The organism is Crocosphaera watsonii WH 8501 (assembly GCF_000167195.1).
GTDB classification, from domain to species: domain Bacteria; phylum Cyanobacteriota; class Cyanobacteriia; order Cyanobacteriales; family Microcystaceae; genus Crocosphaera; species Crocosphaera watsonii.
Window position 1 is genome coordinate 100790 of sequence record NZ_AADV02000003.1, and the last position, 6711, is coordinate 107500.

6 protein-coding genes, 1 tRNA gene and 1 rRNA gene are annotated in these 6711 nt (G+C 39.2%); 3 read left to right on the forward strand and 5 right to left on the reverse strand.

What is annotated here, in order from left to right; genetic code table 11:
- Nucleotides 1–94 precede the first annotated feature (94 nt).
- The 5 genes from CWATDRAFT_RS07515 to CWATDRAFT_RS33120 all read right to left on the reverse strand — a co-directional run bounded on the left by CWATDRAFT_RS07515 (nt 95) and on the right by CWATDRAFT_RS33120 (nt 3773).
- Nucleotides 95–1375 (reverse strand): trypsin-like peptidase domain-containing protein, encoded by a 1281-nt coding sequence (locus tag CWATDRAFT_RS07515; RefSeq protein WP_007304438.1) that lies wholly within the window; start codon nt 1373–1375, stop codon nt 95–97.
- An 89-nt stretch (nt 1376–1464) separates the two neighbouring features.
- A complete protein-coding gene (locus tag CWATDRAFT_RS07520) occupies nt 1465–1674 on the reverse strand; it encodes a CU044_2847 family protein (protein ID WP_232287034.1) in 210 nt (69 codons plus the stop codon).
- A 182-nt stretch (nt 1675–1856) separates the two neighbouring features.
- Nucleotides 1857–2990, reverse strand: coding sequence for a class I SAM-dependent methyltransferase (locus CWATDRAFT_RS07525; RefSeq protein ID WP_007304439.1), 1134 nt, complete (start codon nt 2988–2990; stop codon nt 1857–1859).
- A 63-nt stretch (nt 2991–3053) separates the two neighbouring features.
- Nucleotides 3054–3566 (reverse strand): DUF1499 domain-containing protein, encoded by a 513-nt coding sequence (locus CWATDRAFT_RS07530; protein ID WP_007304440.1) that lies wholly within the window; start codon nt 3564–3566, stop codon nt 3054–3056.
- A 93-nt stretch (nt 3567–3659) separates the two neighbouring features.
- A complete protein-coding gene (locus CWATDRAFT_RS33120; RefSeq protein ID WP_007313465.1) occupies nt 3660–3773 on the reverse strand; it encodes a hypothetical protein in 114 nt (37 codons plus the stop codon).
- A 179-nt stretch (nt 3774–3952) separates the two neighbouring features.
- Between CWATDRAFT_RS33120 and CWATDRAFT_RS07535 the strand changes: the two genes are divergently transcribed.
- From CWATDRAFT_RS07535 to CWATDRAFT_RS07545, 3 genes are all read left to right on the forward strand, one after another.
- A complete protein-coding gene (locus CWATDRAFT_RS07535) occupies nt 3953–4429 on the forward strand; it encodes a photosystem I reaction center subunit XI (protein WP_007304441.1) in 477 nt (158 codons plus the stop codon).
- Nucleotides 4430–4869: 440 nt separating this feature from the next.
- Nucleotides 4870–6355: ribosomal RNA gene (locus tag CWATDRAFT_RS07540) — 16S ribosomal RNA — on the forward strand.
- A gap of 149 nt (nt 6356–6504) precedes the next feature.
- Nucleotides 6505–6578, forward strand: a tRNA-Ile gene (locus CWATDRAFT_RS07545).
- Nucleotides 6579–6711 lie beyond the last annotated feature (133 nt).

The window sequence follows — 6711 nt, forward strand, 5'->3', positions numbered from 1 at the left end:
TTATGTTGTAGGGGTCAACGGCCGTTGACCCCTACGGTAATGTCTAGCCAGACTTTTTGAAATTTGTATAAGAATAAGAATAATAATTAATTTGTCAAGATTTTGATTTATATAATTCATAACAATACTGCATAACTTTTTGGGGATTTCCTTGACTATCATTAATAATTATTTTAACTTCTTCTTCGCTAAATTGTATATTAGTTTGAGACAAGCGAAGTGTAATAAAATCTTCAATTATAGTTGCATTCCAAGGGTTTAAAAAAAGTTCTTGACAAATACCTTCAAAGGGAGAATCTTGTCCACTATCTGCAAAAAGTTGTGTTAATGGTTTATTGGCTGCTACAACCAAACGGAAAGGAGGATCACTATCATTTGCTAAACTTCTAATTTGACTCCTTAAAGGGGCAGTAAACCCTACCCAAGTCATTTGTTCAATGCCATCTAATAATAGTAAAATTCGATATTTTCTAATTTCACGAAAGAATAAATAGCCTGTAGGTGGTTGAACATTTTCTACATTAATTTCCACTTCATCGCACAAGGCAAAGTAAAAATTATTATCTTCAAATATATTAACTAAGTCTAAATAAACCACTTTTCTTTTCTTACTTAATTTATCTATTGCTAATTCCTGAACTGCTTTTAAAGTAGAGGTTTTTCCTGTTTTTATCTCTCCCACTAAAGCCACACTTCCTCCTGCATTCAATATATCAAATATTCCCTCTATAATTTCATCTCTACCAAATAAATCCTGGTAAATTTTTATGGGTTCCGTGAGAGGAATAAAAGGATTTTCTTTAACAGCTTGTAATTTCCTTAATTCAGGAAAATACTCATATATTACTGATACAGGTACTCCTCTCCCTCCTATATCTTGTCTTGTATCTAAACTAATAATAATTAACCCACAAACTTTATTAGTTCTTAAGTTTAATAAAGCAGATCCACTCTGACCATTTTTTACCAATCCTTCCTTAAACTTTAATAAATTATTACCATCAAAACCAATAACTTCATAAGTGCCAACATCTCCATTAATCTGATTCCCAGGATAACCAAAGGTATATAACTCATCACCAACATTTACCCTTTCTTCTAAAGGTAAATAGGGATGTTTTATTTCCTTATCTGTTAACTCTAATAATGCTAAATCATACTTTTCTAAATCATCAGAACATTTTCTAACTTTAACACAGTAATCTCTATTATTCCAGGTAGCATAAGCTTTATAAGATTGGAATTTTTGACAAACATGAGAGCAAGTTATAATTAAACCATGAGCAACAAAAAAACCTGTCCCATCATGATTCTTTCCCCCTTCATGACTTAAAAGTACAGTACAGATTTTCAACAGGTTTATTGCTTGATTCACTGATTTTTTCACTACAATTGTTTACTATATAATTTTATATTGTAGGGGTCAACGGCCGTTGACCCCTACGCAAATATGTAGCTTCTACCTTACCATTCCAATGTAATCTTTAAATTAGCTTCTCCTGAACCTTTAACTAATAATGTTGTTAACTTACCCGATTCTACCCCTACCTTAACACCAAATTCAACACTTGCTTTTTTAGGTTTTACCTTATCCAAAGTAGTTGTTATTGAAGTAGCGATCGCCTCTATAGCATTGGTAACATCATCAAAGTCTAAAATATCATCAACACCCACCCTAGTTTCTCCACCAAGTCAATCGCTTCAACTTTTATCTCTGTACCATTGCTAAACTTCAAGGTCTTTATTTCATCAGAATAAGTCATAATTCTTGCTAGCAAAAATTTACTTTTGATTAATATACTTGATTACATTCTACCACAAACTTCTAGCTTGTAACAGTCCGAGTTACTGTGTTACTAAATATTTTCTCTTAAACCTTTTAGGGGTTTATTTTTATCTATTTCTTTACCTTGAATTAAAACTTTAAATCCCCCCAAACCTGTAGGATTAATTAATTGATGAAGTGCATCCCTACGCTTGAGAATTTCTGGTAAAGTATAATTACCATTAGATAACTCCGATAAGCGATCTCCAAGTCCCAAAGCCATTAAAAATAAGCCTTGTTGAGTTAATCCCACCGTTTCTAATCCTAACAAATTTCCTTGCTTCTCCAAAGCTGTAAAATTGACATGAGTAGTGATATCTTGTTCTCCTAAATTAACATAAGGGTTATGATGATGACGATGTTGATAATAACAGTTTAAAGTCCCTTGATAGCGTTGAGGATGATAATATTTTGAGGCAGAATAACCATAATCTATAGTTAATAAATAACCTTTTTTTATTTTATTAGTAACAACTTGTAACCAATCCAATGCTTTTAAATTAACTTCTGTACGATAATTTTCTGGATAATCATCTCTAGTTAAATCTATATCAACCAATTGAAAATACTCTAACAATCTAGGACTTGATGTATTATCAATAATCTCTTTGATTTGATTATTTTCCCAAGTAAGATAAATTTCCTTGACTGTTTGATCCTCTACAACTATTTGATGAACAGGGAAAGCGTCAATTAATTCATTACTAAAAATACAACCAACAATTGAATTATCAGTAATATCTTGCCAAGATTTCCAAGTAACTATCTCAAATTCCTGTAACTTATGTTTTTGCTCTGCAATTAACCCTTGAGATTCTTCAACAATAATATACTTAATATTCTGATAAAAATCAGGATATTGAATTTTAAAATAATGAAGAATATCAGCAGCTAAACTACCTGTTCCTGCACCAACTTCAACCAAAGTAAATGAATCAGAACTATTTAAAACAGCCGACATTTCCTTAAACTGTTCTGCCAACAATTCGCCAAAATCAGAACCCAAAGAAGATGATGTAAAAAAATCACCTTGAGAACCGATATCAATCTGAGCAGAACTATAATAACCCTTCTGCGGATGGTATAAAACCAAGTCCATGTAATCAGCAAAAGTAATGCAGTTATTAGGACTTGTCTCTATAGAATCAATAATAATCTCTAGCATACTATTACAAAAAAATCTATAAAATGTAGGGTGGGCATTGCCCACCTTGTCCACTATTAATAATTAACTTTGTTCCAACGCCTGTCTTATGCTTTCAATACGTTCACGATTTACACCTAAATCAGATTCTCCCAAACGGGAAGCGGAACGAACATCAATCACACCTTTATCTTTATTAACAAAAAACTCTACATCATCGATAAAACCCATCCATTGACTGGTAAATTGAGCATAAAGATAATCAGAAGTTTCAGAAACGATTTCAGTTCTTTCTTCTTGATTAATAATATCTTTCAAAGCAGAGATAACCTGTTCACCCTCTCCTTGATAAATTAAAGGTTCAATAGAATGTTCTGCATCTTCACTTTGAGAACTAACACAATTAGGGGTACTTGGGCAAGAGAGTAATTTTTCATTAGTGACCCCAATATTTTCAGGTTGTGTTCCTGCGAAAAAAGTAGGAACATCGGGAAAAATGAGACGAACTCCGATCCATACCACTACCACAGCTAGAAAAATAATAACGCTTAACAATGTTGGGCTGATTGACTTCGATGTATCCTTAGTAACAGACATAACTAACGCACCAATTGAACAACTTAAACTAACTTAACATTGAAAAAGCCCCCCCAGAAGTTGGAGAGACTTTTTTAATTAAACAAGAAGGGTTTAAGCTTCAGTTTCGATGTAAACGAATAAAAGACCCATCACTGTAAAAGCAAGGACGGGGAGTAAAGCGACGAAAATGGCTGGTAAGTAGGCAGCAGCGTATGTACCTGTCATTTGTTATAATCCTGTTTTTCAATTTAAACTAATAACTATAATGAATCGTACTAGAAACTTTGACAAGATTTAACAAATATAAAGATTCTTAACATTTCTCTCAGAAAAGTAAGAAAAAGGGCTGATAAGTCAATATACTGCTTATCAGCCCAGTTTAATAATTTACAAAGAAATCCAAAATGGCAATCGACGTAATTCAACATGGTGGAGACCCTCAAGTAGGCAACTTAGCCACTCCTGTTAACTCTTCAGGGTTCTCTCTTGCTTTTATCAGAAATCTTCCTGCTTACCGCCAAGGATTATCCCCCAACCGTCGAGGTTTAGAGATTGGCATGGCTCACGGTTATTTTATCTATGGACCATTTGCCCTTCTCGGACCCCTGCGTAACACAGAATACGCCAGCACAGCAGGTTTATTAGCTGCGGTAGGTTTGGTTGCTATTTTAACCGTCGCTCTATCTATGTACGCTTCCGTGGGTGTTACCAAACCCACAGAAACTTTAACCACTCCTGATACCCCCGAGGCTTTAGCAACTTCTGAGGGTTGGGGTGAGTTTGCCAATGGTTTCTTTATTGGTGGTGCAGGTGGGGCATTTTTTGCCTATCTCCTCTGCCAAAGTCCGTATATTGACTTAGTTCAACAAATTTTAGGCTAGTCTTTCTGAGATCCATCGACACTCATTAAAGAAGTCCCCCAACTATAACCTCGTTATGGTTGGGGGACTTCTTTAATGAGTAAATACCACTAAGCCTACTATACTTTGTCTGACCACATCCTCTAGAAAATTAATCGCTAGAACCCTTGTAGGGAGAGGGATGTAGAAAAAGTTCAAAAAAAAATTGAAAAAAGGGTTGACATTCCCTTGTGGTTTGGTTATATTTGTAGATGCGCGGTTGAGAGCGACACGCTCCACCAAGCGAACCGAACCAAGAAAATTCTATAGTTTGAAAGCTGATATTAAACACAGCCCTTGTTAGTTGAAACAATTATATTCTATTTGTTCCTAGATGTCTAGGTAACTTTAGAAAAAAGTCAATTACTCGTTCTGTTTTTGATTCGTTGGAAGCAGGACAAAGAGTCAAATCAAACACCAACACCATGGAGAGTTTGATCCTGGCTCAGGATGAACGCTGGCGGTATGCCTAACACATGCAAGTCGAACGAAGTCTTCGGACTTAGTGGCGGACGGGTGAGTAACGCGTGAGAATCTGCCTTGAGGATGGGGACAACAGTTGGAAACGACTGCTAATACCCGATGTGCCGGAAGGTGAAAATTTTTTGCCTCAAGAGGAGCTCGCGTCTGATTAGCTAGTTGGTGGGGTAAAAGCGTACCAAGGCAACGATCAGTAGCTGGTCTGAGAGGATGAGCAGCCACACTGGGACTGAGACACGGCCCAGACTCCTACGGGAGGCAGCAGTGGGGAATTTTCCGCAATGGGCGAAAGCCTGACGGAGCAATACCGCGTGAGGGAGGAAGGCCTTTGGGTTGTAAACCTCTTTTCTCAGGGAAGAAGATCTGACGGTACCTGAGGAATAAGCATCGGCTAACTCCGTGCCAGCAGCCGCGGTAATACGGAGGATGCAAGCGTTATCCGGAATTATTGGGCGTAAAGCGTCCGCAGGTGGTCTTTCAAGTCTGCTGTCAAAGACCAGAGCTTAACTCTGGGCAGGCGGTGGAAACTGAGAGACTAGAGTTCGGTAGGGGTAGCGGGAATTCCCAGTGTAGCGGTGAAATGCGTAGATATTGGGAAGAACATCGGTGGCGAAGGCGTGCTACTGGACCGAAACTGACACTCAGGGACGAAAGCTAGGGTAGCGAAAGGGATTAGATACCCCTGTAGTCCTAGCTGTAAACGATGGAAACTAGGTGTGGCTTGTATCGACCCGAGCCGTGCCGTAGCCAACGCGTTAAGTTTCCCGCCTGGGGAGTACGCACGCAAGTGTGAAACTCAAAGGAATTGACGGGGGCCCGCACAAGCGGTGGAGTATGTGGTTTAATTCGATGCAACGCGAAGAACCTTACCAGGGCTTGACATGTCCGGAACTTTTCTGAAAGGAGAAGGTGCCTTCGGGAACCGGAACACAGGTGGTGCATGGCTGTCGTCAGCTCGTGTCGTGAGATGTTGGGTTAAGTCCCGCAACGAGCGCAACCCTCGTCTTTAGTTGCCAGCATTAAGGTGGGCACTCTAGAGAGACTGCCGGTGACAAACCGGAGGAAGGTGAGGATGACGTCAAGTCAGCATGCCCCTTACGCCCTGGGCTACACACGTACTACAATGGTTGGGACAAAGGGCAGCGAACCCGCGAGGGAGAGCGAATCTCATCAAACCCAGCCTCAGTTCAGATTGCTCTCTGCAACTCGAGAGCATGAAGGAGGAATCGCTAGTAATCGCAGGTCAGCATACTGCGGTGAATTCGTTCCCGGGCCTTGTACACACCGCCCGTCACACCATGGAAGCTGGTCACGCCCGAAGTAGTTACCCTAACTTTCGGGAGGGGGACTCCTAAGGCAGGGCTAGTGACTGGGGTGAAGTCGTAACAAGGTAGCCGTACCGGAAGGTGTGGCTGGATCACCTCCTTAAAGGGAGACCATAATGAAGTCAGAAGTCAGAAGTTTGAAGTCAGAAGTTGGCGGAATACTAAATAAAAATAACTTCGACTTTCATTAATCCCGAGGTCGTGGCAAGGGAAATGTGTCAGCTTTCAAACTAGAGATAGGTTTGGGAAGAGGGGCTATTAGCTCAGCTGGTTAGAGCGCACCCCTGATAAGGGTGAGGTCTCTGGTTCAAGTCCAGAATAGCCCACCTGTTTAATTCCAGGCGAGGATAATTTCAGCACCGAGTCTCATCAAAAGAGACAGAATGCTGGATGTAAATTCCAGTCAGTACCTTGAAAACTGCAGAAAAAATAAGTCAATCAAGTCCAAGAAAAAGACCA

Bases quoted from the DNA above. Each gene is read 5' to 3' on its own strand.
- CWATDRAFT_RS07525 (WP_007304439.1), bottom strand. From the start codon at position 2,990: ATGCTAGAGATTATTATTGATTCTATAGAGACAAGTCCTAATAACTGC.
- CWATDRAFT_RS07530 (WP_007304440.1), bottom strand. From the start codon at position 3,566: ATGTCTGTTACTAAGGATACATCGAAGTCAATCAGCCCAACATTGTTA.
- CWATDRAFT_RS33120 (WP_007313465.1), bottom strand. From the start codon at position 3,773: ATGACAGGTACATACGCTGCTGCCTACTTACCAGCCATTTTCGTCGCT.
- CWATDRAFT_RS07535 (WP_007304441.1), top strand. From the start codon at position 3,953: ATGGCAATCGACGTAATTCAACATGGTGGAGACCCTCAAGTAGGCAAC.